This window comes from Tabrizicola sp. (genome assembly GCF_016792905.1).
Lineage (GTDB): Bacteria > Pseudomonadota > Alphaproteobacteria > Rhodobacterales > Rhodobacteraceae > Tabrizicola.
Genome location: NZ_JAEULP010000020.1, coordinates 97,941 through 122,632, shown reverse-complemented (window position 1 = coordinate 122,632; position 24,692 = coordinate 97,941). Strand labels below are relative to the sequence as shown.

General features: G+C 66.3%; 19 protein-coding genes, 2 tRNA genes and 1 pseudogene. 10 read left to right on the top strand and 12 right to left on the bottom strand.

Annotated elements, in window-relative coordinates; translation table 11 throughout:
- Positions 1-103: 103 nt before the first annotated feature.
- A complete protein-coding gene (locus JNL31_RS03915; RefSeq protein ID WP_294970249.1) occupies positions 104-1,795 on the bottom strand; it encodes a peroxidase family protein in 1,692 nt (563 codons plus the stop codon).
- A 21-nt stretch (positions 1,796-1,816) separates the two neighbouring features.
- On the bottom strand, positions 1,817-2,881 hold the full coding sequence (locus JNL31_RS03910) for a YcaO-like family protein (protein WP_294970248.1): 1,065 nt from the start codon (positions 2,879-2,881) through the stop codon (positions 1,817-1,819).
- 146 nt (positions 2,882-3,027) lie between these two features.
- Here JNL31_RS03910 and JNL31_RS03905 point away from each other — a divergent pair, with 146 nt between their 5' ends.
- Positions 3,028-3,408: a hypothetical protein gene (locus JNL31_RS03905; protein ID WP_294970245.1), complete on the top strand. Its 381-nt coding sequence runs from the start codon at positions 3,028-3,030 to the stop codon at positions 3,406-3,408.
- Between the two features lie 10 nt (positions 3,409-3,418).
- Here the strand turns inward: JNL31_RS03905 and JNL31_RS03900 are convergent, their stop codons facing one another.
- From JNL31_RS03900 to JNL31_RS03870, 7 genes are all read right to left on the bottom strand, one after another.
- Entirely contained in the window at positions 3,419-5,437 is a 2,019-nt protein-coding gene (locus tag JNL31_RS03900; protein WP_294970242.1) for a BTAD domain-containing putative transcriptional regulator, read from the bottom strand.
- A gap of 116 nt (positions 5,438-5,553) precedes the next feature.
- Positions 5,554-6,387, bottom strand: a complete 834-nt coding sequence (locus tag JNL31_RS03895) for an alkaline phosphatase family protein (protein WP_294970239.1) — start codon at positions 6,385-6,387, stop codon at positions 5,554-5,556.
- Positions 6,388-6,499: 112 nt separating this feature from the next.
- Positions 6,500-8,134, bottom strand: a complete 1,635-nt coding sequence (locus JNL31_RS03890) for an ABC transporter ATP-binding protein (protein WP_294970237.1) — start codon at positions 8,132-8,134, stop codon at positions 6,500-6,502.
- Complete coding sequence (locus JNL31_RS03885; protein ID WP_294970234.1) at positions 8,127-8,942, bottom strand: ABC transporter permease; 816 nt, start codon at positions 8,940-8,942, stop codon at positions 8,127-8,129. Before JNL31_RS03885 ends, JNL31_RS03890 begins: the two co-directional genes overlap by 8 nt.
- The gene (locus JNL31_RS03880) at positions 8,939-9,895 is read right to left on the bottom strand and encodes an ABC transporter permease (protein WP_294970230.1); all 957 of its coding nucleotides are present in this window, start codon (positions 9,893-9,895) and stop codon (positions 8,939-8,941) included. The genes JNL31_RS03885 and JNL31_RS03880 overlap by 4 nt, the downstream gene beginning before the upstream one ends.
- A 10-nt stretch (positions 9,896-9,905) precedes the next feature.
- Positions 9,906-11,504, bottom strand: coding sequence for an ABC transporter substrate-binding protein (locus JNL31_RS03875; protein WP_294970227.1), 1,599 nt, complete (start codon positions 11,502-11,504; stop codon positions 9,906-9,908).
- A 103-nt stretch (positions 11,505-11,607) separates the two neighbouring features.
- Entirely contained in the window at positions 11,608-13,599 is a 1,992-nt protein-coding gene (locus tag JNL31_RS03870; protein WP_294970224.1) for a CocE/NonD family hydrolase, read from the bottom strand.
- A gap of 143 nt (positions 13,600-13,742) precedes the next feature.
- On the opposite strand from JNL31_RS03870, the gene JNL31_RS03865 reads away from it, so the two are divergent.
- Positions 13,743-14,975: a hypothetical protein gene (locus tag JNL31_RS03865; RefSeq protein ID WP_294970221.1), complete on the top strand. Its 1,233-nt coding sequence runs from the start codon at positions 13,743-13,745 to the stop codon at positions 14,973-14,975.
- Positions 14,976-15,159: 184 nt separating this feature from the next.
- Positions 15,160-16,095, top strand: a complete 936-nt coding sequence (locus JNL31_RS03860; protein ID WP_294970218.1) for a pirin family protein — start codon at positions 15,160-15,162, stop codon at positions 16,093-16,095.
- Positions 16,096-16,263: 168 nt separating this feature from the next.
- On the opposite strand, the pseudogene JNL31_RS03855 reads toward JNL31_RS03860, so the two are convergent.
- A pseudogene (locus JNL31_RS03855) lies at positions 16,264-16,827 on the bottom strand (sterol desaturase family protein); the annotation flags it as partial.
- A 428-nt stretch (positions 16,828-17,255) separates the two neighbouring features.
- Here JNL31_RS03855 and JNL31_RS03850 point away from each other — a divergent pair.
- The 4 genes from JNL31_RS03850 to JNL31_RS03835 all read left to right on the top strand — a co-directional run bounded on the left by JNL31_RS03850 (position 17,256) and on the right by JNL31_RS03835 (position 18,754).
- A tRNA-Asp gene (locus JNL31_RS03850) sits at positions 17,256-17,332 on the top strand.
- A gap of 291 nt (positions 17,333-17,623) precedes the next feature.
- Positions 17,624-17,700 (top strand) — tRNA-Asp (locus JNL31_RS03845).
- Positions 17,701-17,787: 87 nt separating this feature from the next.
- Complete coding sequence (locus JNL31_RS03840; protein ID WP_294970216.1) at positions 17,788-18,150, top strand: hypothetical protein; 363 nt, start codon at positions 17,788-17,790, stop codon at positions 18,148-18,150.
- Positions 18,151-18,496: 346 nt separating this feature from the next.
- Entirely contained in the window at positions 18,497-18,754 is a 258-nt protein-coding gene (locus JNL31_RS03835) for a DUF1344 domain-containing protein (protein WP_294970212.1), read from the top strand.
- A 125-nt stretch (positions 18,755-18,879) separates the two neighbouring features.
- Here JNL31_RS03835 and JNL31_RS03830 read toward each other — a convergent pair whose 3' ends face one another.
- Together JNL31_RS03830 and JNL31_RS03825 are read right to left on the bottom strand one after the other, a co-directional pair.
- Positions 18,880-19,320 carry a GNAT family N-acetyltransferase gene (locus JNL31_RS03830; RefSeq protein WP_294970210.1) on the bottom strand — a complete coding sequence of 147 codons (441 nt, stop codon included), beginning with the start codon at positions 19,318-19,320 and terminating at the stop codon, positions 18,880-18,882.
- Complete coding sequence (locus JNL31_RS03825) at positions 19,320-20,705, bottom strand: M20/M25/M40 family metallo-hydrolase (RefSeq protein ID WP_294970207.1); 1,386 nt, start codon at positions 20,703-20,705, stop codon at positions 19,320-19,322. Before JNL31_RS03825 ends, JNL31_RS03830 begins: the two co-directional genes overlap by 1 nt.
- A gap of 213 nt (positions 20,706-20,918) precedes the next feature.
- Between JNL31_RS03825 and hemA the strand changes: the two genes are divergently transcribed.
- From hemA to ispG, 3 genes are all read left to right on the top strand, one after another.
- Entirely contained in the window at positions 20,919-22,151 is a 1,233-nt protein-coding gene (gene hemA / locus JNL31_RS03820) for a 5-aminolevulinate synthase (RefSeq protein WP_294970205.1), read from the top strand.
- A gap of 118 nt (positions 22,152-22,269) precedes the next feature.
- Positions 22,270-23,499: a helix-turn-helix domain-containing protein gene (locus JNL31_RS03815; protein ID WP_294970203.1), complete on the top strand. Its 1,230-nt coding sequence runs from the start codon at positions 22,270-22,272 to the stop codon at positions 23,497-23,499.
- A 67-nt stretch (positions 23,500-23,566) separates the two neighbouring features.
- Entirely contained in the window at positions 23,567-24,691 is a 1,125-nt protein-coding gene (gene ispG / locus JNL31_RS03810; protein ID WP_294970201.1) for a flavodoxin-dependent (E)-4-hydroxy-3-methylbut-2-enyl-diphosphate synthase, read from the top strand.
- The last annotated feature ends 1 nt before the right edge of the window (position 24,692 follow it).

The following is a 24,692-nucleotide window of genomic DNA, read 5'->3' as shown; positions in this document are numbered from 1 at the left end:
GGCGTCTATGAATCGGATTCGCGCGACTGTCTAGGGGGGCGCGGGCACGGGGCGGGCAAACATGACCCGGATGCAGGTCCGGCGTGGCAGGTTTGCGCCAGCCTCAGCCCCCGACCGGCGGCACGCTGTCCTGCACCGCAAAGACCAGCAGCTTGCGGATCGTCGTCAGCCCGCCTGCAGAAGACCTGCCCAGCACCGACTCCCTCGGATGCCAGCCGCCGCCGTCCAGATTGAGATAGGAGGCCGGGTTCAGCCGGATCAGCCCGACGATGGTGTCGGCGATGATGTGGCTGGCCGTCGGCCCGACGCGCTCGCCATTCTCGCGGGCGCGGGCTTCGCACAGGAAGTAGAGCCAGGCCGGGGTTTCGCGCAGGAAGCCAAGCGTCGCCGCCGTCTCGCGCAGGCCCCGGGTGCCGGGCGGCAGCAGGCCATCATCCGGAAGCGCCATGCGGACCTCGTCTTCGCTCAGCGGCGCAACGCCGTACTCGCCGGCGAGACGCTGTCCAAACGGAATCCGGCGATGGAAGCCGCGCATCAGGTTGCGGAACAGGATCGAGCCATGCACCGCCGCCGTGGAATCCCCGACGATGTTCAGCATGTCCCGCGCGAAGGTGAGGTCGATCCGCTCGGCGCTGCCGAAGTCGCGCGGGGCGCCGTGCGCCGGTTGCGGCAGGACCCGGGTCATGCGCTTCCAGTCGATCACCCAATGGTCGGGCAGGGCATGCGCGCCGGGCAGGCTGGCCTGCATGTTGCCATGCGAGGTGAAGGCGAAGAGGTCCTCCAGCGTGGCCCCGGTGTCGGATATGCGACCGTTCACCCCGAAATTCGCGTTGAAATCATAGGCTGCCCCGACCATCGAATGCCCGAACCGGAAGGCGGCGGTGGTGAATTCCAGCGGCACGCGGTTGGCTTCGGTCAGGCGGGTCGGCCATCGGGACAGGGGCTTGCCCGTGACGGCGGTCGACAGAAGCCGGGGCAGGTAGTCGTTCAGGATCAGCCAGTGGTAATGCCGGGTCACAAGCTGCCGTGCCTGACGAAAGCATTCGGCGGCGTCCGGGACCTGCGGCTCAAGCGCGGTCACGGCCTTGTTGTGCAGAAGCATCAGCGCCAGGTGCAGCTGGCTGAGGATCAGGTTCTCGTCATTGCGGCGATCTGCAAGCTGCGGCACACCGGCCGCGCGCGGAATGTCCGGCGCGCCGGTCGCATGGATCACGCGCGCGGGGTTTATCAGGAGGTTGGTGAAGACCGCGTCCGCCTCGCGTCGGGTCTGCCCCAGACGAAACCGCTTGCCATCGGCATGATACAGCGCCCGGATCTCCGGGTCTGCGCTTTCCGGGCCGTCGCCGTAAAGGCTGGACAGCGTCAGCGGCTCCGGGTGTTCGTTGGCGAGGTTGTCCAGGATGATCGACGGCTTCGCTCGCCGGTTCCGGTCAAGGCCCGGCGGATCGACCGCGCCGATGACGCCTGCCGCCGCCGTCCAGCCGTGCTGTGTCACCACATCGCCCGTCGGGGCAGAGATGTCATGGTTCACGAACTGGCCGAAATAGGTGTAGGCCGCCGGCAGCTTCATCTGCACCACCGGCATCCCGCTCAGTGGAACGCGGCTGGCGATCTCGAAGGCGCGCAGCCGGTCGCAGGTCGCCCTGGCGGTGGTTCCGGTCACGCAGCCGACCAGCGGGTCTTCGGCGAGCGCCGGAAACAGGTAGGTGTAGCGCGATCTGGACCGGGCCGCTGCAAGGGTCGGGCGCGCATCCTCCCGGTCGATCAGGTTGTGCGTGCTCGTGATCGGCGGCATCGCGGGGCCCTCGTGCAGGAATCAGTAGGGTTCAGGCAGGTTCAGGCCCGAGGCTTTCGGGCAAAGCCGGGCAAAGCGGGACGTGTCGGTCCCTCCGCGCATCGCGCAAAGGCCGGGCACAAGGACGCGCAGGCTTGGCAGGGGGTCGCCGGGCAGCGTCAGATCCACCGCAAGCGCCCGGTGACCAAGCCCGGCCAGGCGGGTCAGAAGCCCTTCCCGATCCAGCGAGACGTCCGGCTCCCTCGCCGGGGCGGCGGGTGCAAATTGCGGTTGGCGCCCGGTCGAGGCCTGGCCGATCCAGGCCAGGACCTCCGGATCCCCAGCCTCGCGCGCAAGCTCCATGCCCACCTCGGTCTGAACCATCTCGGTCACGGCGGCCAGCGCGGCGTCTTCCAGAACCGGCCTCGCGGCCGTGCCGGTCGCCACCACCCGCCCGTCGGCATCGGCGGAAACGGCCGCCACCACGGGCAGGCCGATGTCGGTCGTCAGGTCCAGAAGCAAAGTCTGTCGCGCCCGCTGGTGCAGCCACCAGAACAGCCGTGGCTGGTGTTCGTCGATGAGGTCAAGCGGCAGCGGAGCCGCAGGGCGGCCGCCATGCCACCACAGCGCGACGGCGTCCCGCTCCACGCATTCCCAGAGCCCGGCCGCAATGGCGCCGTCGCGGTCCGCACCCGTCGCGCAACCCGTCGAATCCGCGTCCTTCACCAGTGGCTCGGACAGCACTGCCGCACAGTCCAGGTAGACAAGCTGCGCGGGCACCTCCACCGGTTCACCGCTCAGCATGTCCGTCGCCGTCACCCTGGCAAGCCCGTCCCTGCGCGGCAGTGCGGCAAGTTCGGCCAGGTGGTGCTGCGCCAGGCTTGACCGCAGTTCCAGCGCCTCGGCTCCCGCTGCAAGCAGGGCCTGCGCCATCGTCATCCCGCGCCCCGCGGGCAGGCGCGGCTTGAGCCCGGTCACGCCTTCGCTGTTCGGCAGGGCCACGGCCAGGAACAGCGGCGCATCCGGCGCATCCAAGGGCACGACGGAGAAATCCGTCGCCAGCGCAGGCCCCATCCGCGCGATCAGTTCCGCCTGGTTCTGTTTCATGCTTGCATAGGAGTGCCGTTGCGATGTCCGATCAAGACCGGATTGCGCAAGGCGCCGGGCATTTCACGCTGCCATCACGGAACGGACGAATAGTGATGTCGGGAACGAGGCGCGGCGGCAGACCGAACAGAGGGAGAGAGGGCGGAATGGTTGGGTTTTTCAAACTGAAAAGCGATGCACTGGCCGATCAGGTCGCGACGGGCGAGGCGATCATGCGGGTCTCGAAGTCGGCCTTCAAGGATACGGCCACGTCGGAATGGAAGAAGTTCAACGACGACACCCGCGGCTGGCTTCACGCCAACGGCTACCGCTACGACGGCCCCGGCGCCGGGCCGAATGGCGAGATTCCGGACAGCGTGGAAATCGTGCCGGTCTACGACACTCCGAACCGGATGCACGTCCGCATCCCGTGGTCGGGCCTGTTGAAGACCCCACCGAAAGTCGAGGACGAGCCGAGCTATGGCGGCCCGCAGAACGTGCGCTTCAAGGTGCTGCTCGCCCGCTATTTCATGCGCCACTGTCGCTGAAGGCAGGTATTCAGGCGTGCTCGGCCGCCATGTCGCGGGCGAGCCGCAGGCCCTTTTGCAGGCTCAGCCGACCTTCCGGCCAGCAGATCGGCAGGCTCTCGACCACCCAGGTCTCCAGCGCCTCTTCGTCAGGGTTGGCAGGACCCTCCCACATCTGGCTCGCGATGCGGAGGAAGGTGCGATAGGCCGCCCCGGCCTCTCCCGCCCGCCCCAGATGCGCGAAGGACGCCACCGCCCACACCCCGAGGTCGGGGAAGCCGTCGGGGCATTTCTCGACCGTGGCGATGGTCGCGGCATGGTCGCCCGCCATGAAATGAATGCCGGCGAGATAGGCGGTGTAGTATTCCGGATAGATCGGGTTCAGCCTGACCGCCTGGAGGGCCAGTTCCCGGGCCTCGGTCGCATGACCCAGGAAGCCCAGCCCGCTTGCCGCGGCGATCAGGGTTTCGGCATCATTCGGGTTCATGTCCACCGCCAGCCGGAAATGCGAATTCGCCCGCTCGGGCGACCGCGCAATCGCCCAGTTCCAGGCCATGCTGATATGACAGCGCGGGTCATAGGGGTCGAGCGCGATGGCCTCCCGCGCGTGCTTGAACGCCTTGGCACAATCGGCCTTGCGGTTCGGGTACCCGGGTCGGACCATGCTCCGGGTGGACAGGACCTGCGCCAGGCTCGCATGGCTGCCCGCAAGACCCGGGTCCAGCTCGATCGCGCGCAGGAACATCGCCTCGGCTTCCGCATCCGCCTCGGCCGACCACAGGCGCGACAGCTGGTGCCCCTTCAGCCACAGGTCATAGGCCACCGGATTGCCGGGCGTGCTGCGGGCGTGGCGCAGGAGCGTGATGTGGTTGACCTGCGACGCCAGGTTCGCCGCCACCGCCCCCGCGACGGACGAGCTGATCTCCTGCAACTCGTGCTCGGCCACCGGGAAGAGATGCGACCAGACCTCGCTGCCGTCGCGGCAGTCGATCAGGGTGACGAACAGCTTGCCGCCGCCCGTGCGCCAGTCCAGCACGCAGTCCACCGCGAAATCGGCGTCGATGGCACTGCCCACGGCCGTGAAGTCGACGACCGCAGCCGAGTCGAAGCCGCTTGACGGCCAGGGGATGACGATCCAGCAGCGGAACTTCGACAGGCAGGACTTGGCAAGAAAGGCAAAGCCTTCGCCAAGGTAGTCCTTGCTCGCATCCGTGTAGCGGGTCAGTGGCGGCCGGATCGTGATCCGGGGCGGGCCGTTGCGCGTCAGCGGGGCCCGGTCTGGTGCGGGTGTGGTGATCGGGCGTTGCAGGGACACCTCGCCACTCTTGATTGCGACCAGAAGCGCATTCGAGGCCTCGCTCGGCTCGCTGTCCAACTCTTCGGCCAGCGCCTGTTCCAGGAGGCCGAACTGCCTCAGCGCCGCCGACTGGTCGCCGCGTAGCGCGTGGAAGCGCATGACAAACTGGTGCGCAAGCTCGTGCGAGGGTTCGATCCGCACCAGCTCCTCGGCGATGCGGGTGTCGGCGAAGGCATTGGCGGCGATCAGCTTTTCCAGCTGGTCGGTCAGCGCCGTGGTCAGGACCGACCGAAGTTGCGACCGTTCGATCTGCAACCAGGCTTCGAAGACCGGTGCCGCGGGCTGGGCAGGACCGAACAGCTCGCCCTGCCAAAGCGCCGCCGCTGACAGGAGCGCATTCTGGTCATGTGTGCTGGTGGCAATCAGCTCGCGAAACCGCCGCACGTCCAGCGCAAAGGAAGCACCTTTCAGCCCGACCGAAAAGCGGTCGGCCTCCACCAGATCCTCGTCCTCGGGACCCAGCACCTCGCGCAACTCGCGCAACGCCTGCCGCAGGCTCGAGCGCGCCAGCGCCTCGGGCGCGGGGTCCCACAGCAGCGAGGCCAGCTGCTCCCGGTTCATCCGGCATCCCGGGCTCAACAGCAAGAGCCCCAGCAGGCAGCGCGTCTTGCGGGTCTTGAACGCAACCTCCTCGCCCGACGCGATGCGGGCGACCCGGCAAGAGCCCAGGAGATCGACTTGAAACCGGAACATGCAGGAGGTCCCCCGAAACCTCGCGACCAGCGTTGCACAAGGCGCCGGGGGCTTTCAACAGGCGAACGATACTATGTCCAGCATATTCCTGCGGTTGTGGCCTTCCGGCTGGCCTGTCAGGGCGTGAAGAAGGGCTTTGCCGTCATCGTGGACGGGACCGGCACGCCCATCCGGGTCAGGATCGAAGGCGCAAGGGCAAGTTGATCCAGAACTTCATCTTCGCCAGGCAAGGCACTGTTCCCGAAATAGTAAAACGCAAAGTCACGCTGCTCCTCACCCGTCCCGCCATGATGCCCCCGCGCGTCCTGGCCGTGGTCGGCGGTGACGATCACCTCGTACCCGTCCTGCCGCCAGCGGTGGATGAACGGCGCAAGAATCGCGTCCAAGTGGAAGCAGGCGTGATCCATCTCCTCGCAGTCGTGGAAGAAACGGTGGCCCATGCTGTCCAGCGTGCAGGTATGCAGGATGCCGTAGTCTATCCCCTTGACTTCGCACAGCCTTGTCAGCGTTCCGAACAGGTCGTAGTCGGCGGGCGTCATCTGGTTTGCATGACCGTAGCCGCGCATGGTGTGGAAGCGGCCATGGGTGATCGGCCCCTCGGGCTCGTCATATTCGATGTCGCGGACCACGTCGAAAGGCGCGCGGTTGAAGAACTCGGACCAGTAGCTGTGCGTCACCGCCCCCGTTTTCCTGCCCGCGCGGGTCAATTCGCTGAAAACATCGGGAAATTCCAGCCGCCGGATGTCCGCGTTGTCCCAGATCAGGTGATCTTGCGGCGGCACGCCGGTGTGGATCGAGGCGTAGCAAGAGGCCGAAGTCGAAGGCAGCACCGCGCGCATCTTCCGGACCCGAGCATGGCCCTGTTCGACCCAGCCTTCGAGGTTGCCGAAGAGCCGCCGCCAGTTCCGGTAGGGCACGCCGTCAAGGATGATGAGAAGAAGTTTGGTCACGTCTGAAGCTCGCCTAACATATATCCGGCAAGAACCGGAATTTTTGAAAATTCCGGTTCGGAGCCTTCAAAGGCTCCGGCACGATTTCTTCGAAGAAATCGCTGTCTTGCCATCAGTTCCCCGCGCTTTCCATCCTGCGATGCGCGATCACCTGCTCCAGCCAGCCCAGCTCCATCTCGGGCACCGAGCTGAGCAACAGGTCGGTGTAGTCATCGAAGGGCGGGGTCAGCACGTCGGATTTCTGGCCGTAGCGCACGACCGCGCCCTTGAACATCACCGCGATCTTGTCGGCGATGGCCTTCACGGTGGCAAGGTCATGGGTGATGAACAGATAGGCCACATGCGCCTCGGCCTGCAGGTTCAGGAGAAGCTTGAGGATCCCGTCCGCCACCAGCGGATCCAGCGCCGATGTCACCTCGTCGCAGATGATCAGCTTCGGGTTCGCCGCCAGTGCCCGCGCGATGCAGACCCGCTGCTTCTGCCCGCCCGACAGTTCCGCCGGATAACGCTGCGCGAAGCCCTTGCCCATCTCGATCTGGTCCAGAAGCTCCTGCACCCGCCGGTCGCGCTCGGCTCCTTTCAGCCCGAAGTAGAACTCCAGCGGCCGCCCGATGATCGTCCCGACCGTTTGCCGCGGGTTCATCGCGGTGTCGGCCATCTGGTAGATCATCTGGATCTCGCGCAGGTCGTCCTTGCTGCGCCCCGCCAAATCCGCCGACAGCTGCCGACCGGCAAAGGTGATCCGCCCTTGCGTGGGCGGCAACAGCCCGGTGATCGCCCGTGCAAGCGTCGACTTGCCCGAGCCCGATTCGCCCACCACCGCCAGCGTCTGCCCGGCGGGCAGGTCGACCGAGACGTTCTTCAGCACGTCGAAACTGGTACCCCGATAGCGGGCCGTGATGTTCGCGACCTGCAACACCGGCGGGGCAGGCGATTTCTCGGTATGCTCCAGCCCGCGGACCGATACCAGCGCCCTGGTATAGTCCTGCGTGGGGGCATGGATGATCTGCCCGGTCTCGCCCAGCTCCACCATCCGGCCATGACGCAGCACCATGATCTCGTCGGCGACCTGCGCCACCACGGCAAGGTCGTGCGTGATATACAGGGCAGCGACATGGGTGTCGCGGATAGCCTCCTTGATCGCGGCCAGCACGTCGATCTGCGTCGTCACGTCCAGCGCGGTCGTCGGTTCGTCGAAGATCACCAGATCGGGCTTCGGGCAGAGGGCCATCGCCGTCATGCAGCGCTGCAACTGCCCGCCGGAAACCTGGTGCGGATAGCGGTTGCCGATGGTGTCGGGGTTCGGCAGGCCCAGCTTCTTGAACAGCCCCCGGGCGCGGGCCTCGGCCTCGGCCTTGCTGCACAGCCCGTGGCTCAGGCAGGTCTCGATCACCTGCTCCATGATCTGCTTGGCCGGGTTGAAACTCGCCGCCGCCGATTGCGAGACATAGGTGACTTCGCGCCCCCGCAGCTCCCGCAGGTCCTTGTGCGAGGCGAGCCGGATTTCCCGCCCGTTCAGATGGATCGTGCCCCCGGTCAGCCGCACCCCGCCGCGCCCGTAGGACATGGCCGAAAGCCCGATGGTCGACTTGCCAGCCCCGGATTCGCCGATCAGCCCCAGGACCTTGCCCTTCTGCAACGTCAGGTCAACGCCATGCACCAGCGTCACATTCTTCGGGGGTTCCCCCGGCGGGTAGGAGGTGGCCTCGATCACAAGGCCCTTGATCAGAAGCAGGGGATCAGCCACCGCGGCCTCCTTTCAGGCTGGAGGTGCGGGTCAGGATCCAGTCCGCCACCAGGTTCACGCTGATCGCCAGCGCGGCAATCGCGGCGGCGGGCAGGAGCGCAGCGGACTTGCCGTAGATCAGCCCGTCCTTGTTCTCCTTCACCATCCCGCCCCAGTCCGCCAGCGGCGGCTGCACACCAAGGCCAAGGAAGGACAGGGTCGAGATGAACAGGACCGCGAAGATGAAACGGAGCCCGAACTCGGCGACCAGCGGCGACAGCGCGTTCGGCAGGATTTCCCGGAAGATCACCCAGGTGCCCTTCTCGCCCCGTAGCTTGGCGGCCTCGACATAGTCCATGACGGCGATGTCGACGGCCACGGCGCGCGACAGGCGGAAGACGCGCGTGGAATCGAGGATGCCCATGACCAGAATCAGGACCGTCAGGTTCAGCGGCAGGACCGACAGCATGACCAGCGCGACGATCAGCGAGGGCACCGCCATGATCAGATCGACGACCCGCGACAGGATCTGGTCGATCCATCCCCCCTTCACGGCGGCAAGGAAGCCCAGGAAGGCCCCGAGCGAGAACGCCAGGATGGACGAAGCCAGTGCCACGAAGATGGTGATCTGCGCGCCATAGATCAGGCGGCTCAGGATGTCGCGGCCGATGGTGTCGGTGCCCAGCCAGTGCGCAGCCGACATGCCCTCCCATTGGCCGCCGGAGCTGTCGTCGATGGGCCATGGCGCGATCCAGTGCCCGAAGACCGCGATGAAGAGGAAGCTCCCGGTCAGGACAAGGCCGATGAGGGCGGAAAGCGGAAGCCTCATTTCGGGTGCCTCAGACGCGGGTTGGCCAGGATGCCGATGATGTCGGCCAGCATGTTCAGGAAGATGTAGACGGCGGCGAAGATCAGCCCCACCGCCTGCACCACCGGCAGGTCGCGCTTGGTCACATGGTCGACCAGGTACTGGCCAAGGGCGTTGTAGCCGAACACCACCTCGACCACGACGACACCGACGACCAGATAGGCAAGGTTCAGCATCACCACGCTGACCACCGGCGCGATGGCATTCGGGAAAGCGTGGCGCCAGATGATCGTCATCGGCGACAGGCCCTTGAGTTCCGCCGTCTCGATATAGGCCGACTGCATGACGTTCAGGATCGCCGCGCGGGTCATCCGCATCATGTGGGCCAGGACGACCAGCACAAGGACGATGACCGGCAGGGCGACGGCGTGCAGCTTTTCCCAGAAGCCCATGCCGGGGAAGACCATGGCGACGGGCTGGAAGATCGGGATCAATTGGGTGAGGAGATAGATCACGAAATAGGCTGCGACGAATTCCGGCAGGCTGATCGTTGTCAGCGTTACGCCCGAGATCAGCTTGTCAGGCCAGCGCCCGGCATATCGGGCGGCGATGAGGCCCAGAAGGATCGCCAGCGGCACGGCGATCACGGCCGCGCAGCCCGCCAGGAACAAAGTGTTGCCAAGACGTTGCCCGATGGATTGCGCGATGTCGGCGCCGTTGGTCAGCGCATGGCCCAGGTCGCCGGTCAGGATACCGCCGAGCCACTGGAAATACCGGGTCAGGGGCGGCTGGTTCAGCCCCATCTTCTCGCGCAGGTTGGCCAGCGCCTCGGGCGTGGCCTGTTGCCCCAGGATCGCCTGAGCCGTGTCGCCCGGCAGCGCCTCGACGCCCAGGAAGATCACGGCCGAGACGGCGAGGAGCAGGAGGAGGCCCAGCGCAAGGCGCTGGACCACAAGTCTCAGGATCGGATGCACGCGCCCCGCCTCAGGCGTTCAGCCAGCAACGGACCTGCGCGCGTCCGTTCATCAGCTCGCCGTTCGGATCGTCGGCCCAGCCGCCGATCACGTCGCTGACCCCCGAGACGAAGTCGTTGAACATCGGCAGGATCAGGCCGCCTTCGTCGCGCAGGATATGCGCCATCTCGCTGTATTCCGACTTGCGCTTCGCCGCGTCCAGCTCACCCCGCGCGGCGAGCAGAAGCTCGTCGAACTTGGCGTTCTTGAACTTGGTGTCGTTCCAGTCGGCGGTGGACAGGTAGGCCGTGGTGTACATCTGGTCCTGCACCGGACGCCCGCCCCAGTAGGACGCGCAGAAAGGTTCGACGTTCCAGACGTTCGACCAGTAGCCGTCGTCGGGCTCCAGCTTCACCTGCAGCGGGATGCCCGCCGCATTTGCCGAGGCGGCAAACAGGTTCGCCGCATCCACCGCGCCGGGGAAGGCGCCCGCAGCGGTGCGCAGGATGATGGGCGAACCATCGTGGCCGGACTTCTTGTAGTACTCCGCCGCCTTGGCCGCGTCATACTCGCGCTGCTCGATGCTGTCGTCGAACAGCGGATAGGCCGCGTTGATCGGGAAGTCGTTGCCCCGGCTGCCCAGCCCGCCCAGGATCTTGTCGACCATCTCCTGCCGGTTGATCGCGTATTTCAGCGCCATGCGCATGTCGTTGTTGTCGAAGGGGGCCTTGTCGACATGCATGATGAAGACATAGTGCCCCCGCCCCGCGACCGCCTTGATCTGGATACCTGCCGCGCCTTTCAGAAGCTCGACGATCTTCGGGTCGACCCGGTTGATCATGTGGATCTGGCCCGACTGCAATGCGGCCGTCCGCGCGGTGTTGTCGTTGATCACCAGGATCTCGACCTCGTCGGCATGGCCGATGGTGCTGTCAAAGTAATTGGCGTGTTTCTTGAAGGTGTGGCGCACGCCGGGCTCGTTCACCTCCACCGCATAGGGGCCGGCGCCGATGCCTGACGTCGGGTTGTCCACCCCGCCGCCCGGCTGGATGATCAGGTGATAGTCGGCCATCAGATAGGGCAGGTCGGCGTTGGCCGCATTCAGCTTCAGCGTGACCATGTCACCCTCGGCCTTCATGTCGGCAATGCCCTGCACGATCCCCAGCGCGCCCGACTGCGCCTTCTCGTCGGTGTGCCGCTTCAGCGTCGCCACCACGTCATCCGCCGTCACCGTGCCGCCGCCGTGGTATTCCACGCCTTGGCGGATCTTGAATTTCCATTCGGCGGCATCGGGCGTCGAGGAAACCTCTTCGGCGATCCGCATGTCGAGCGAGCCGTCCGGCTTCACGTCGCAGAGCATCTCGCCCCAGGTCATGTTCACCTGGAACGGCACTTCGGACGCCGCCAGCGCCGGGTCGAGGCTGTTGGTCGACTCGCCCCCCTGCATGCCGACGCGGATCACGCCGCCCTTCTTGGCCTCCTGCGCCCGCGCGGCCTTGCCGAAGAGCGCCGAGGCGAGCCCGGCCGATACCCCGAGCGCCGTCGTGCGGCCGACGAATTCGCGCCGGGTCATCCGGCCCTTGGCAGCCTCAGCCACCATCCAGTCAAGCTGGTTGTGCTTGTCGTTCATGCTGGTCTCCCTGGATTGGTCCCCGTACCGGGGATTCTTTTGTTGACTTGGGAATCAATAAACCGCGAACCCTGTCTTGCGACAAACGTTTTTTCGCGGGTCGTCACACAAACTTGCGCTCCACCTCCTCGTCCCAGTCGCGCCGGAAGACAACGGCGTCGCCCTCCCGGGCGGTCAGCGTCGCCTGCATGCGCAAATGCGTGGCGGTCGCGGTCATCGCCGTCGCCACCCGCGTCATCACCCGCCAGTCCCCGCGCGACAGGCGCTGTTCCCAGCTGATCTCGGCGCGGGCGGACAGCGGATCGGCCCCGATCTCCCAGCGCTCGGTCGTATGCTCGCCGGTGATCAGCCCATGCGTCAGGTTCTCCGGATCGCCCTGGTCGTCCTCGACCACCAGCGCATGCCGCCCGGCGATCAGGTCGGTCTCGATCCGGCGCGTGGCGCTTCCCGTGCGCAGCATCCGGTGCTTCCACGGCGGCGCGGTTTCGGCCGGGGGAGGGGTCCATTCCGCCGCGCCCGTCCCCTGATGCACCGGCAGATCCAGGCTTGCCGCCGTGATCTCCAGCGTCGCTGCCTCCGGGCTGGGCCAGACGAAGGGCCAGTAGGTCGTCGACAGCGCCAGCCGCAGCCTGTGGCCCGTCGCGAGACGATAGCCCATCTGGTCCAGCACCAGCGTGATGTCCTCCGGCACACCCGGCAGCATCGGCTCCGGTTCCTCGCGGCTGCGCCGGTGGCAGAGGTTCAGGATGCCATGCGCAATCCGGGTCGAGGAGCCATCGGGCGCCACATCGCAAAGCCGCGCTACGAGGAATGCCAGCGGCTTGTCCGAGGCCAGTCGCAGCGTCAGCCGCGCCGCCCCCAGAACCTCCAGCGGTTCGGCGAGGGGCGCGGCATCGAAGCAGACCGACAGCGCGTCGTCGGTGCGCTGGTCTCCCGCCATTTCGGCGTTCAGCCCCATCGGGAAATACTCTCCCGCCTGCATCCCGAGGTGTTGCGCCGTGCAGACCGACGCCGAAAGCGGCCCCGCAACCCCAAGCCCCGCATCCGAAACCACCATCACCCGGCGGCTGACCCGCGGCGTCGGCCATGCGGCCTCGGCGATCCAGTGCCCGTCGCGATGCGGTGCGCTGGGGTTCGGCGGTTGGGAATGCAGCATGTAGGCGCGGAAGGCCGGGTCATCCTCCGCCCCGTTCTCGATGCCCTTCAGCCAGCGGTCCCACCAGCGGATCGCCAATTGCAGGAAGCCGATCTTCGGACCCGGCACGGCGGTATGCGGATACTGGTGCACCCAGGGCCCGATGATCCCCTTCACCGGCCCCCGCGCATTCTGCATCAGCGCGGCGACCGTGTTCATGTAATTGTCGTTCCAGCCGCCGAAGGACAGGATAGGGACGGTCATCCGGTTCCAGTCTTCGCAGATCGATCCGTGCTTCCAGTAGGCGTCCCGCGTCTGGTGCGCCGCCCAGCCGGGGGCATGGAAAGGCTCCGCCTCCAGCCGTTTCAGCCAGTCCTCGCGCCAGCCGTTGTGCAGAAGCGGATCGCCCGGACGCGAGGAATAGCTCAGCATCACGCTGCCCCAGCCGAAGTTTTCCCCCAGAAGCGCGCCGCCCTTGAAGTGGATGTCATCGGCAAAGCGGTCGGTGGTGGAATAGACCGAGATCACCGCCTTCAACGCCGGGGGTTGCAGGAAGGCCGTCTGCAGGCAGTTGAACCCGCCCCAGCTTTTCCCCATCATCCCCACGCTGCCCGAACACCAGTCCTGCCTGGCCAGCCAGGCGATCACGTCGCAGGCATCCTGCAACTCCTGCGCGGAATATTCGTCCTCCATCAGCCCTTCACTGTCGCCATTGCCACGGATGTCGACCCGGACACAGGCATAGCCATGTCCGGCGACATAAGGGTGCATCAGCTCATCGCGGGGCAGGGTGCCGTCGCGCTTGCGGTAGGGGATGTATTCCAGCACGGCAGGGACCGGGCGGGTGGCGGCATCGGCGGGCATCCAGACCCGGGCCGAAAGCCGCGTGCCGTCGGGCATCGGGATCCGCAGATCCTCGATTTCGGTGATCGCTTCGGGAAACTCGGTCCGGACCGTCACGCGCCACCTCTCCGATTCTCTTTGCCCATCCGATATTATCCGTTCGTGCAATTCAAGCGTCGCGTGCGGTGCAGAACGCGATTTGCGCGCCGTTGCCTGCCGGGCTAGGGTCGCTGGCAGTCAAGTGGCGTTCAGGTGGTCTGATGGTGCGGCCCTACTTCATCCTGCTCGCGGTCTGCACCGCGCTGACCCTGCTGTTCGCCGTCCCCGGCGTGGCATTGATCGTGCTGATCTTCACCTTCGGGCTGACCGTCCCACTTCTTTTCATCCTGCCGATGGCGACGATCCTGCTCTGGGCGCTGCTTCCCGCCGTCCTTGCCCGAAACAGCTGGCTGCGCTGGCCCGCTCTCGCGCTTGGCCTTGCGCTTCCGGCCTCGCTGCTTTTGCTGCCGGGGATGGCCGACCGCGAGGCCCGGGCGATGATTGCCGCGAAATCCCCGGTCGCACCGCAGCCGATTGCGCTTGCAGGGCAGGTGGGGGTCGAGATCATCCGCAACGCCAGCCACCATCCTGATCTCTGGAACACCAAAGGCGTGCGCTCCGACTTCTACGGCGATGCCCCGTGCTTCGACCTTTGCGAGCGCCTGCTGACCGGCGGCAAGGTCGCCTGGGTCCGCATCACCCTGCGCGACGATGCCTTCACCAACGACAAGGCCGAAACCAGCGCCCGGTTCGTCAAGGCAACCGATGCGGCCTGCCACGCGGCCAGCGCGGATTTTGCGGAAGCGGGGGCGACCTGCATCCTCTTCGCGCCCGATGACCGCCAGCCCGCCGCTCTGGTCCTAGATCTGAACGACGACCGCATCTGGCGCGACCGGGCAACCGCCGCCTGGCCGCTGGAGGAAATCGGCACCCGCACCGCCACCGCCTATGCCGGGGCAAGCGTGGAGGCGCCGGTGGTGTTCCGGGCGGTGCAACTGTTCTATTCCCGGCCCAATGGACTCGTGGGCTTCGACGGGGGAGGCCTCGGCAATGGCAACGCGGGCGGCGGCTTCCTCTTCGCCCGCACCCGCGCCATCACGCCGCCCATCGACCTCGCCGCAGCCGTGACGGCGCTGGGCCTGCCGCTCGGCCCGCCGCGCCCGCTCCTGCCGAAGACCCCGGGAACAGAACACAACATCTTCATTCCCCCGCCGCCGGACGCGCAGGACGCCGCCTATGTCGCCTCGCTTCTGTCCCTCGGCCCGTCGCCTGACCCGCGTGGCCGTTCCAACGCCTTCGCGCAGGTGGTGAACGGCTGGCACGAGCGTCTGCGCTGGAAGGACCCCATCACCGCCGCCGACCGCGACATCTTCTGCGCCTCGCTGCTCGACCCCTCGATCCGGCTTTTCTTCTGGGCCGACCAGCTTCGCAACAAGGGCCTGCGCTGCGATTGACCGTCTCTGGTCAGAGGTTAAGGAGTGGTGAACGTCCGCGACCAACCCATTGATTCCATTGCATCCGATTTTTTGTCCACTGTGGACACGTTTCCCCTGTTCACCCCCGCACACCCCCCGCGCGGCCAGATCGGGATGAAATTCCGGCTCCCCCGGTCTACCTTCCTATGCAAAGGAGACCCCCATGTGGAACCCGCTGCTCGACCCCTCGATCCCCCTCGGCGACGCCGTTGATTCCATTGAGACCGTCATCGTCCCCCGCGCCCGCGACCTCGGCGGGTTCGAGGTCCGCCGTGCCCTTCCCTCGGCCCAGCGGCAGATGGTGGGCCCCTTCATCTTCTTCGACCAGATGGGCCCGGCCGAGTTCCTGACGGGTGAAGGCATCGACGTGCGCCCCCACCCCCATATCGGCCTCGGGACCGTGACCTACCTCCTGAAAGGCCGCCTCCACCACCGCGACTCCCTGGGGACCGACGCCTGGATCGAGCCCGGCGCGGTCAACTGGATGCTTGCGGGGCAGGGGATCACCCATTCCGAACGGACCGACGGCGAGGCCCGGAAGGCGCCCCTGTCGATGTTCGGCCTCCAGACCTGGCTGGCCTTGCCGAAGGACCGCGAGGACGCGGTGGCGGGCTTCACGCATCTGGGTCGCGACGAACTGCCGGAGCTTGACGGAGAGGGAAAACAGGTCCGCCTGGTCCTGGGCCATGCCTGGGGCGAGAAGGTGGATCTCGCCATGCCCTCCGAGGTTTTCTACGCCGACGCTGTCCTGCAACCCGGTGCGGCGATCCCCTTGCCCGACGACCACGAGGATCGGGGCGTCTACGTTCTGGAGGGCGAGGTTTCGGTCGGCGGCCAGGTGTTCGAGGCCGGGCGGATGCTGGTCTTCCGGCCAGGCGACCGCATTTCGGTCAAGGCGGGGCCGCAGGGCGCGCGGATCATGCTACTCGGCGGGGCCACCATGGACGGACCGCGCTTCATCTGGTGGAACTTCGTGGCCTCCTCGCGCGAACGGATCGAGGCCGCGAAAGAGGCCTGGCGCGCGGGCGACTGGCAGCACGGCCGCTTCAAGCTGCCGCCCGGGGACGACGGAGAGTTCATCCCCGCCCCGGATCGCTAGGCGCGGGGCAGGCCTTTTCCGGCGCAGCGCCCGGATCGAGGCGCGGAACGGTTCGACCATGAACCGCACAAGCGTGCCGTGGGGTTGAGCCACCTTTTCACCCGCTGCATCGGCCAGCCCGAAGGTCAGCTCTTCCCGTCCGCGAGGAATGTAGAGAGTGCCGAACATCCAGTCCCAGGTCGCCAGGATCAACCCGTAGTTCCGGTTGTGGTGCCGTGGGTCGCAGCTGTGATGGATCTGGTGCTGCGCGGGCGAGATCAGAAGGTGCTCCACGAAACGGCCATAGCTGAGCCAGATATGGCTGTGTCGCAGGTTCCCGCCGAGCAGGCAGAAGAGATAGAATGACACGCTCAACCCGGCCAGCATCCCAAGGGGCACCGGGCCTACCGTAACCCCCAGAATCACGCCAAGCAGCAGTCCGGTCACGATTCCGGTGAAGAAATCGCAGAACATGTTGTCGACGGGATGCCTGCGCAGAACCGTGATCGGGGTCATGACCTCGGCGGAATGATGGGTGGCGTGGAATGGCCAGAGGAACGCCCAGTCATGGGTCAGCCGATGCGACCAGTATTGACAGAAATCCGCAGTCAGGAAGACGAGTGTCGCGACGAGGAACGGATGCGAGACCGCGGGCTCGCCGGCGATCTTTCCAAAGGTTGCGCCAACCAGTTCCGAAACCCGCGTGCCGATGGTCGTGGCCGAGGCGATGGCGAGAAGGGAAGATGCCGCCATGAGGATCCGCGAGAAGATCAGGACCTTCAGGTCGACCCGGTGCGAGGGATGGAACCAGATTTCCCGGGGCAGCGCCCAGCGAAGGAAGCCGACACCCGGACGACGCATCCGCCAGAGGACGAAGGCTATGACCAGCGAGGAGACCAGGAAGACGGGGGCGAGCAGGCCGGCACCCCCCAGGGCCAACCGGCTCAGCCCGGCGGCAATACGGGAAAAGAGGTCCTGGAGGACCGGATCGTCTTGCAACATCGTCTCTGCCCCTACGCATGCAAGCATAGAAATATGGCGGTCGATGAGCAAGGGCGGGCCGGCCCGGGCGGGTGCGGCGAATAATGCAGGGGAATTGGCTTTCGCATGGCTTGACGGGGCCTGCGGGCTTCCGTAATACCCCGCCACGCCGCTCCCGGAAGGGGTGGCTGACGAGACGCGCGGTGGTAGCTCAGTTGGTTAGAGTACCGGCCTGTCACGCCGGGGGTCGCGGGTTCGAGCCCCGTCCACCGCGCCAGTCTCCTCCCTGTCGCCCGATCATCGGCAGCCAGACGGGTGTCCACGCAGGACAGCGTTTGGGATTGCAATGAATTCAGCGGCTTGGCCGTGGGCGTTCAGGAAGTGTTCATCCTTTCTGCGGGCCTCGTGCGACGCTCCGCCGCCGGATCGCACCCTTCCATCTTTCTCCCGTGGCGGGGAGGGAGGCGCGGCTTGCCCGTATCCGTTCCGGCGGATCGACATCGGTCGGGGTGACGACGTTTCCCGCTTGACGCCCCCCGGACAACCCCTTATCTGCCCGTTCCAGCGCGCGGTGGTAGCTCAGTTGGTTAGAGTACCGGCCTGTCACGCCGGGGGTCGCGGGTTCGAGCCCCGTCCACCGCGCCAGCTTCTTCCCGTGATGGTCAGGCATTCCAGCCTCGCCCCCTGCGGCGGGTGTCGGTAGGGCTGCGGCCACACCGGAGGAACGCCGCGATGATCCGTCTTGCCTTTGCCCTGTTCATCCTCTCTGCCAGGGCCGCGCTTGCCGAAGGCGGAGTTGCCCTGCCCACGGGATTCGACGGGACATATGCCGCAGAGGGTCAGCCCTGCGGCACTGGCGAGCCGATCACGGTCAGCGATGGCACCTTGTTCGGCGCGGAATGGGGCATGACCGTCACCGACCTGATCGAATCCCCGAACGATCCGGACACCGTGGAGGCGACGCTTCTGGTCAGCGGTGGTGGCGATGAGTGGGTCGAGTCGGCGGTGATCCGGCGCGAGTCGGACGGCAAGGGACAGGTTCTGGTGATCGACTACCCGGACGGAACCCGCACCACCTGGCGACGCTGTGAGTAAGCTCGCAGGCCAATCGCAGGGGCGTGATTTGCCAAGGCGGTCGCCGCAGCCGCAACGCAACTACCCCCAACCGTTGATTTCGACAAGCCTCTGGAAAGATGCGGTTTCGACTGCGCATTTGCTTCGGCGCAAACTGGCCTATTCCGCGATGCAGCACGAACCTTCACGCGGCACCACCTTGCGGTGAGCCCCCCTTCGCAACGGTTGGTGCCGGGAGTAGCGTCCGGCCCATCCCGGCCAGAGCCTGCCGGATGGGAGATCCCATCGACGCGACAGGCCCGGCGCGCCGGGACGTGACTGGAACGGAAGCCGCGGAATGGCCCGTTCCTGAAACAGGAGACGCATCATGCGTTCGAACGTTCTTTCCCTTGCCCTGATCGCATCGCTTGGCCTCGGCACTGCCGTGCTGGCAGCCTCGACCGACAGCTCCGGCGTGATCAAGACCATCGACGCGAAGGCGATGACGGTGGTTCTGGAGGACGGCACCACCTATCACCTGCCCGCGGGCTATGACCTGAAGCCGTTCAAGGTCGGCGAGAAGGTGGTGGTGAGCTGGGAGATGAAGGGCACGCTGAAGGAAGCGACGGCGCTGAAGGCGAGCTGAGGGCCTGAGCGAGACACGGGAACGGGGGCCGCGAGGCCCCCGTTTTCGTTTGTGGCGGGACAAATTCCTTCGAAGGAATTTGCAAAAAGTCTTCGAAGACTTTTTGGCCCGGCCCCGGCGTCGCGCTACAGGGTCATCCGGTAGCGGATATGGCCGTCATTGTCGCAGAACTGGTCGTAGAGGCGCCGGGCGGTCGCGTTCTCGATCTCGGTCAGCCAGTAAAGCCGCTGCCAGCCCTTTGCGCGGCCGATGGCGACCAGATCCTCGATCAGCGCGCGGCCCAGGCCCTGGCCCCGGGCCTCCGGCGCGACGAAGAGGTCTTCCAGATAGCCGTCATCGCCCATCACCCAGGTCGAGGGATGATGCTGGTGGATGGCGAAGCCCTGCGGCACGCCCTCGACACAGGCCAGACGCGCGGTCAGGGCATTGCCCGGGTCCATCAGCCGCGCCCAGGTGAAGGCGGTCGCTTCGGGCGGCAGGGACAGGCCGTAGCCGTTACAGAATCCCTCCCAGAGGCGACGGAAATCCGTTTCGTCCGAAGGCCTTGCGTCGCGAAGCTCAACCATCACGCGATGCGGGCCAGGATGCGGGCCCAGCTGCGGATGCCCTTGTGGAACGATTCGAGGTCGTATTTCTCGTTCGGGGAATGGATCTGGTCGTCGTCGCGACCGAAGCCGATCAGCATGGCGTCCATGCCGAGGATGGTCTTGAAATAGCCCGCGACCGGGATCGACCCGCCCGCGCCGACGAATGCGGCGGGGCGGCCCCATTCCTCGGTGAGCGCGGCGCGGGCGGATTCGAAGGCCGGGTCGGAGATTGCCATGACCGAGGCGGGGGCGCCGTCGCTGCCGCCTTCCCAGTGGATCTCGCAATCGGCGGGCATCTGCGCCTCGGCCCAGCGTTTGAACGCGGCGATGATCTTCTCGGGATCCTGGCGTGAGACGAGGCGGAAGGACACCTTGGCATGGGCTTCCGACGGCAGCACCGTCTTGAAGCCCGCGCCGGTATAGCCGCCCCACATGCCGTTCACTTCGGCGGTCGGGCGCGACCAGATTTTTTCCAGCGGCGTGCGGTCCTGCTCGCCTGCGGGGACGGACAGGCCCACGTCGCCCAGGTAGCCCGCGTGGTCGAAGGCCAGCGCCTGCCATTGCTGGCGGAGCGCGTTGGGAAGCTCGTCGACATCGTCGTAGAAGCCCGGAACCTGCACCCGGCCCTGCGAATCGTGCAAGGCGGCCAGAAGCCGCGCCATCAGGTGCAGCGGGTTCTGGGCCAGCCCGCCGTACATGCCGGAATGCAGGTCGCGGTTCGCGGCGCGGATGGTGAATTCCGACTTGGCAAGGCCGCGCAGCATGGTGGTGATGGCCGGGGTCGCCGCCTCGAACAGCCCGGTGTCGCAGATGAGCGCCAGGTCGCAGCTGAGTTCCTCTCGGTTCGCCTCCAGGAAGGGGACGAGGGAAGGCGAGCCCGATTCCTCCTCGCCCTCAAGGAAGATGGTCAGCTTGCCGGGCAGGGTTCCGTGGACATGCTTCCAGGCGCGGCAGGCCTCGATGAAGGTCATCAGCTGGCCCTTGTCGTCCGAGGCGCCACGGGCACGGATCACCTTGCCTTTCGGGGTGTCCTGCAGTTCGGGGTCGAAGGGCGGGCGGTCCCAAAGGTCCAGGGGATCAACGGGTTGCACGTCGTAATGACCATAGAAAAGGATATGGCGCTTCCCCTCGCCGCCATGGGCCACGACCATCGGGTGCCCCGGCGTCGCGGCGGCGCGGGCAGTGAAGCCGAGCGTGTTCAGGTCGGCCGCCAGCGCCTCGGCGGTGCGGGCGCAATCGGCCTTGTAGGCCGGATCGGTCGAGATCGAGGGGATGCGGAGAAGCTCCATCAGCCGGTCCAGCGACTGTGGCAGGGTTTCGTCGATGCGGGAAAGGACGGCGTCAAGCTGGGCTTCGGAGGTCATGGCGGGCCTGTCTGGTAAGGTTTTCCGGATCGTAGCAGGCCAGACCCTGCTGTCCATAGGCGGCGGGATCGGGTAGACTTCCAGCATTGTTGAAGACATTCATCCAAAGTTGGGGGTGACAATTCGCCCCCTTGGCCGTAATCGGCGTTTGACCGAAATCAAGGCACCAAGGCGGGGGTTCGGGCAGAACCGCCGCAAAAGGGACCGAGACCGATGACCAGATACGACGACGCGATCGACCTGAGCCTTCAGCGCCTGCACGACGAGGGACGCTATCGCACCTTCATCGACATCGCGCGCGCGCAGGGCCAGTTCCCCCATGCGGTGTGGACGAAGCCGGACGGGTCGCAGAAGGACATCACCGTCTGGTGCGGCAACGATTACCTCGGCATGGGCCAGCACCCGGAGGTTCTGGGCGCGATGCACGCCGCGCTGGACGCAACCGGGGCGGGCTCGGGCGGCACGCGCAACATCAGCGGGACGACCGTCTGGCACAAGCGGCTGGAGGCGGAGCTTGCCGACCTGCACGGGAAGGAGGCGGCGCTGGTCTTCACCTCGGCCTACATCGCCAATGATGCGACGCTGTCGACGCTGCGGACCATCTTCCCCGGCCTGATCATCTATTCCGACGCGCTGAACCATGCCTCGATGATCGAGGGCGTGCGGCGCGGCGGCGGCGAGAAGCGGATTTTCCGGCACAACGACGTGGCGCATCTGCGCGAGCTGCTGGCGAAGGACGACCCGGCGGCGCCGAAGCTGATCGCCTTCGAATCGATCTATTCGATGGATGGCGACTTCGGCCCGATCGAGGAAATCTGTGACCTGGCAAGCGAATTCGGTGCGCTGACCTATCTGGACGAGGTCCATGCCGTCGGCATGTACGGCCCCCGCGGCGCGGGTGTGGCCGAACGCGACGGGCAGATGGGCCGGATCGACATCGTCAACGGCACGCTTGCCAAGGCCTTCGGCGTCTTCGGCGGCTATATCGCGGCCTCGGCCCGGATGGTCGATGCGGTGCGGTCCTATGCGCCGGGCTTCATCTTCACCACCTCGCTGCCGCCTGCGGTGGCGGCGGGCGCGGCGGCCTCGGTCCGGTTCCTGAAGGGCGAGGGCGGGGTGCGCCTGCGCGAGAAGCACCAGACCCAGGCGAAGATCCTGAAGACACGGCTCAAGGCGATGGGCCTGCCGATCATCGACCAGGGCAGCCACATCGTGCCGGTCCATGTCGGCAATCCGGTGCACTGCAAGATGCTGTCGGACATGTTGCTGGAAAGCTATGGCATCTATGTCCAGCCGATCAACTTCCCGACCGTGCCGCGCGGGACGGAGCGTCTGCGCTTCACGCCCTCGCCGGTCCATGGTGCACAGGAGATCGACCAGCTGGTGCGCGCCATGGATGCGCTCTGGGCGCATTGTGCGCTGAATCGCGCCGAACAGGTTGCCTAAGGGCTTTGGCCGGTGGAAAACCCCTTGTCCTGTGCTAGGGTTTCGCGAATAGAACAATTGTGAGTCGCTGGGGAAGGCGGCCACGCTTGAGTAGTGCACCGAAGGGGACAGGGCGCTGATGATCGGTTGGAGGTCGAAACCTTCGACAACCGAAGAAGACAAGCCAAAGGGCTTTGACGACTTCGAGTTGCGTCTCGGCGATCTCATGCGCGGCGAGCGGGCCACGCTTGGGAAATCGCTGCTGGATGTTCAGCGCGAGCTGAAGATCAAGGCCACCTATATCGCCGCCATCGAGAACGCCGATCTTTCTGCTTTCGAGACGCCCGGTTTCGTCGCCGGTTACGTTCGCTCCTATGCCCGTTACCTGGCCATGGACCCGGAATGGGCCTTCGAACGCTTCTGCGCCGAGGCCGGATACCAGGTGTCGCACGGGCTTTCCGCCGCCGCTTCGCCGCAGCAGATCGTCAAGGCGCGGGCGCGGTCAGAGTTTTCCGACCCGCTGGGCGACCCGAACGCAAGCTTCATCCCGCGCGGCGAAGCGATCTGGAGCCACATCGAACCCGGTGCGCTGGGATCCATTGCCGTGCTGGTCGCCTTGATCGGAGCCATCGGCTATGGCGGCTGGTCGGTCTTGCAGGAAGTGCAGCGGGTGCAACTGGCCCCGGTGGACGAGGCGCCGACCGTGGTGGCCCAGATCGACCCCTTGGCCAATGCTGGGGCGACCGCGCCGCAGGTGGTGGCATCGCGTCCCGTGGAACCCGCCACCGAGGCGGTGGCAAGCGCCGAGGGTACGGCGACGGAAGACGTGCTGGATCGCCTGTACCGACCGCAGGCTCTGGACGTGCCGGTCCTGACCTCACGCGATGGCCCGATTGCGGCGATCAACCCGCGTGACACGGGTGTGTTGTCGCAGGTGGCCGAGGCCGATGCGGTGGACGCCGCCATCGACCAGGCGGTCGAAGGGGACGTGCAGGTTATCGCCGATGCCAAGGAAGGCGTCGAGGTTCTGGCCGTCCGCCCGTCCTGGGTGCGGGTCAATGCCGCCGACGGCACCGTGCTGTTCGAGAAGATCCTCGACGCGGGCGAACGCTATGCCGTGCCGCCGCTGGAAACCGCTGCCGTCTTCCGCACCGGCAATTCCGGGTCGATCTACTTCGTCGTCGACGGGGTGGCCTATGGGCCTGCCGCGCCTGGGGCGCAGATCGCCAAGGACATTCCGCTGTCGCCCGAGGCGCTGACGCAGACCTACGCGCAGGCTGACCTGACGGCGGATCAGGACCTGGCGAACTTTGCCACCGCGGATGCCTCTGACGTGGTGCCCGCGCCGGTGCCCGAGGCGTCGGAGTAAACCCCGCCCATTGCCGGTGCTGCCCGTCCGGCCTATGTTCCGGGCGGTAGTCCCTGGAGCCTGACCGATGACCCACAACCCCGTCCGCCCCTGGCGCAATATCGAGCGTCGGAAGTCGCGACAGATTCGCGTGGGCAAGGTTCTGGTCGGGGGCGATGCGCCGATTTCGGTGCAGACCATGACCAACACCATCACCTCGGACGTGGCGGCGACGCTTGAACAGGTGCAGCGTTGCGCGGTGGCCGGGGCAGACATCGTGCGGATTTCCACGCCGGATGTGGAGTCGACCCGAGCGCTGAAGGAGATTGTCGCGGAAAGCCCGGTGCCGATCGTTGCCGACATCCATTTCCACTACAAGCGCGCCATCGAGGCGGCCGAAGCAGGCGCCGCCTGCCTGCGGATCAACCCCGGCAACATCGGCGACTCCAAGCGCGTGGCCGAGGTTGTGAAGGCGGCCAAAGACCACGGATGCAGCATCCGTATCGGGGTGAACGCGGGAAGCTTGGAAAAGCACCTGCTGGACAAATATGGCGAGCCTTGCCCGGATGCCATGGTGGACTCCGGCCTCGACCATATCAAGCTGTTGCAGGACAACGATTTCCACGAGTTCAAAATCTCGGTGAAGGCCTCGGACGTTTTCCTTGCCGCCGCCGCCTATCAGCAGCTCGCCGACGCAACCGACGCGCCGATCCATCTCGGGATCACCGAAGCGGGCGGCCTCGTCTCCGGCACGGTGAAATCGGCGATCGGGCTTGGCAACCTGCTCTGGATGGGGATCGGCGACACGATCCGCGTCAGCCTTTCGGCGGACCCGGTGGAAGAGGTCAAGGTCGGCTATGAAATCCTGAAATCGCTGGGCCTGCGGCACCGGGGGGTGACGATCATCTCCTGCCCGTCCTGCGCCCGGCAGGGGTTTGACGTGATCAAGACGGTGTCCGCGCTGGAGGACCGGCTGGCGCATGTCACGACCAGCATGAGCCTGTCGATCATCGGTTGCGTGGTGAACGGCCCGGGCGAGGCCTTGATGACCGACATCGGCTTTACCGGCGGCGGGGCAGGCAAGGGGATGGTCTATCTGGCCGGCAAGCAGGATCACACCCTGTCGAACGACCGGATGGTCGATCACATCGTCGAACTGGTCGAGGCGAAGGCCGCCGAGATCGAAGCGGCCGAGAAGCTGGCGGCGGAGTAGG

Bases quoted from the DNA above. Each gene is read 5' to 3' on its own strand.
- JNL31_RS03915 (WP_294970249.1), bottom strand. From the start codon at position 1,795: ATGCCGCCGATCACGAGCACGCACAACCTGATCGACCGGGAGGATGCG.
- JNL31_RS03910 (WP_294970248.1), bottom strand. From the start codon at position 2,881: ATGAAACAGAACCAGGCGGAACTGATCGCGCGGATGGGGCCTGCGCTG.
- JNL31_RS03905 (WP_294970245.1), top strand. From the start codon at position 3,028: ATGGTTGGGTTTTTCAAACTGAAAAGCGATGCACTGGCCGATCAGGTC.
- JNL31_RS03900 (WP_294970242.1), bottom strand. From the start codon at position 5,437: ATGTTCCGGTTTCAAGTCGATCTCCTGGGCTCTTGCCGGGTCGCCCGC.
- JNL31_RS03885 (WP_294970234.1), bottom strand. From the start codon at position 8,942: ATGAGGCTTCCGCTTTCCGCCCTCATCGGCCTTGTCCTGACCGGGAGC.
- JNL31_RS03875 (WP_294970227.1), bottom strand. From the start codon at position 11,504: ATGAACGACAAGCACAACCAGCTTGACTGGATGGTGGCTGAGGCTGCC.
- JNL31_RS03865 (WP_294970221.1), top strand. From the start codon at position 13,743: ATGGTGCGGCCCTACTTCATCCTGCTCGCGGTCTGCACCGCGCTGACC.
- JNL31_RS03860 (WP_294970218.1), top strand. From the start codon at position 15,160: ATGTGGAACCCGCTGCTCGACCCCTCGATCCCCCTCGGCGACGCCGTT.
- JNL31_RS03840 (WP_294970216.1), top strand. From the start codon at position 17,788: ATGATCCGTCTTGCCTTTGCCCTGTTCATCCTCTCTGCCAGGGCCGCG.
- JNL31_RS03835 (WP_294970212.1), top strand. From the start codon at position 18,497: ATGCGTTCGAACGTTCTTTCCCTTGCCCTGATCGCATCGCTTGGCCTC.
- JNL31_RS03830 (WP_294970210.1), bottom strand. From the start codon at position 19,320: ATGGTTGAGCTTCGCGACGCAAGGCCTTCGGACGAAACGGATTTCCGT.
- JNL31_RS03825 (WP_294970207.1), bottom strand. From the start codon at position 20,705: ATGACCTCCGAAGCCCAGCTTGACGCCGTCCTTTCCCGCATCGACGAA.
- hemA (WP_294970205.1), top strand. From the start codon at position 20,919: ATGACCAGATACGACGACGCGATCGACCTGAGCCTTCAGCGCCTGCAC.
- JNL31_RS03815 (WP_294970203.1), top strand. From the start codon at position 22,270: ATGATCGGTTGGAGGTCGAAACCTTCGACAACCGAAGAAGACAAGCCA.
- ispG (WP_294970201.1), top strand. From the start codon at position 23,567: ATGACCCACAACCCCGTCCGCCCCTGGCGCAATATCGAGCGTCGGAAG.